The 2,361-nt window shown below is 59.6% G+C and carries 4 protein-coding genes; all 4 read left to right on the forward strand.

Annotated elements, in window-relative coordinates; all coding sequences use genetic code 11:
* The first annotated feature begins 80 nt into the window (after positions 1–80).
* Positions 81–509, forward strand: coding sequence for a MerR family transcriptional regulator (locus A3764_RS18030; protein WP_007803476.1), 429 nt, complete (start codon positions 81–83; stop codon positions 507–509).
* An 82-nt stretch (positions 510–591) separates the two neighbouring features.
* Positions 592–1,212 (forward strand): cation transporter, encoded by a 621-nt coding sequence (locus A3764_RS18035; RefSeq protein WP_067920036.1) that lies wholly within the window; start codon positions 592–594, stop codon positions 1,210–1,212.
* 69 nt (positions 1,213–1,281) lie between these two features.
* Complete coding sequence (locus A3764_RS18040; RefSeq protein WP_067920038.1) at positions 1,282–2,052, forward strand: transglutaminase-like domain-containing protein; 771 nt, start codon at positions 1,282–1,284, stop codon at positions 2,050–2,052.
* Positions 2,042–2,361: cation diffusion facilitator family transporter (locus tag A3764_RS18045; RefSeq protein ID WP_150122278.1), on the forward strand; the 320-nt coding region annotated here is incomplete at its 3' end. The genes A3764_RS18040 and A3764_RS18045, both read left to right, overlap by 11 nt.

Below are 2,361 nucleotides of genomic sequence, written 5' to 3' on the forward strand. Positions count from 1 at the left end.
CCTATCTGTGAAACTCAGGTGAAGCTTGTGATGCGCACCGCATAAAGCTACACCCACTGTAGGTAATGTGGGGAGCGGAAATGCTGACGATTGGGACTCTGGCGAAGAAGACCGGAACAAAAGTGCAGACCATCCGGTATTACGAGCAGATCGGACTTATGCCTGAGCCCGGCAGGACCGAGGGGGGCCAACGACGCTATGGCGACGCCGAACTCGACCGCTTGTCATTCGTCCGGCACGCTCGGCAACTGGGCTTCTCGTTGGACGCGATCCGTGAGCTCCTCGATCTCAGCGATCATCCGGGAAAGTCCTGTGCAGAGGCGGATGCAATCGCCCGTCGGCAACTCAAACAGGTCGAGCAACGATTGGCGCGGCTCGAGGCGCTGCGGACGGAATTGAAGCGGATGGTGCATGAGTGCAGCGGCGGACAGACTTCTGATTGCCGTGTGCTCGAGGTACTGCGCGACCATTCCGAATGCCTGACCGACCATGAAGAGATCGGCGCCTGAGCAATTTCGACGACCTTTGATCGGAACGCAAAAAGCCCGGTGTTAGTTACTCATTGGCAATTCACTAATTTGAATACCCGGCATGGCGGAGCAGAGAAACGCAACGGAAAGACGCACACTCTGGATCGTGCTGGGTCTTAACATCGGGCTGGCAATCGCTTTCTTCGCCTCGGGCGCATTCGGCGATTCAAGCGCGCTTATCGCCAATGGCCTCGACAATCTGTCGGACAGTTTCGTCTACGCGATCAGCCTCTTCGCGCTGTCCCGCTCCGCCAAGTGGAAGCGCGGAGCGGCGAACGTTTCGGGCGGCCTGCTGATCCTCTTCGCCCTTGGAATCCTGTATGACGCCTGGCGCCGCTACGTCGGCGGATCGGATCCTCTTGGCACGATCATGATTGTCATGGCGCTGGTAGCGGCGGCCATCAACGCACTTTGCGTCTGGCTGTTGGCACGGCTTCGCGATCCGGACGTGAACATCCGAGCGGCGAATACGTTCAGCTGGAACGACTTCGCGGCCAATCTCGGAATCGTCGTCGCAGGCGGGCTCGTAGCCTGGCTCGGAACGAATTGGCCGGACCTTGTCGTGGGCGTGATTGTCGCCGGCATCGCGGCCTGGGGTGGCGTCGGAATCCTGAGAGACGCGCATGGTGAACACCACAAGGCGGTGCACAATGACGATCAGGTAACCAAGGACTCGGCCTGAAATCGGGGCTTGAAGCTACAGTGACTGTAGCAACTACATATTCTCGCGAACGATTCGAGGAGATATCCCGTGAACCCCGCCGACCCTCATTTGGCCAAAACCCGGCTGCTGGATTTTGACGCGACCTCAATTGCAAAACTGATCGAGGAGCGCGGCTGGGCAGACCTTCCCAGCGACGACCGAATTGGGGCCATCTACGATTTCGTCAGGAACAAGATTACCTTCGGCTACAACCGCGCCGACGACATTCCGGCGTCCGAGGTCCTCGCAGATGGCCACGGGCAGTGCAACACCAAGGGCACGCTCCTCATGGCCCTGCTGCGTGGCGTGGGAGTTCGCTGCCGACTGCACGGGTTCACAATCCACAAGGCGCTTCAGAGAGGCGTCGTTCCGGAACTCGTCTATCCCCTCGCGCCGTCCGAAATCCTCCACTCCTGGGTAGAGGTGGACTTGGGCGACGGATGGGTCAATCTTGAAGGCTTCATCCTGGACGCGCCTTTCCTGCAGACGCTGCAGCAGAAATTCCGCGAGACGGATAGTCTGTGCGGCTACGGGGTTGGAACGGAGTGTCTGAGCGCCCCGCCTGTCACTTGGTCCGGCAATGATACCTACATCCAGAAAACCGGTATTGTTCGCGATCTTGGAACCTTCAACGCACCCGACGATTTTTACTCAAAGCACCGCCAGAACTTCGGATTTGTGCGCGACTTGCTCTATCGCCACGTCATCCGTCACTGGATGAATGCCAGGGTTCGCCGCATCCGCCGCGGAATCTTGCCGCCGGTCCCCGGATTCGATCGGCCGAACCACCGCCATGAGGAGACGAACCGTGCCGCATGATCACGGCCACGCCCACATCGATCCTCAATCCGGTGATCGTCGCGTCTCCATCGCCATCTGGGCCAACGNCCTCCTGACGGTCGCGCAGATCGTCGGCGGGATCCTTTCCGGCAGCCTCGCGCTGATCGCGGATGCCCTCCACAATTTCTCGGACATGGCGTCGCTGGTGATCGCCTTCTTCGCGCGTAAGATCGCTCGCCGCCCGGCGGACAAGCGCATGACCTTCGGCTATGGGCGGGTAGAAATCGTCGCAGCGCTCATCAACTACACGACACTTATCCTGATCGGCTTCTACCTGATCTACGAGGG

It is taken from the genome of Sulfitobacter sp. HI0129 (assembly GCF_001635395.1).
Taxonomy (GTDB): domain Bacteria; phylum Pseudomonadota; class Alphaproteobacteria; order Rhodobacterales; family Rhodobacteraceae; genus Sulfitobacter.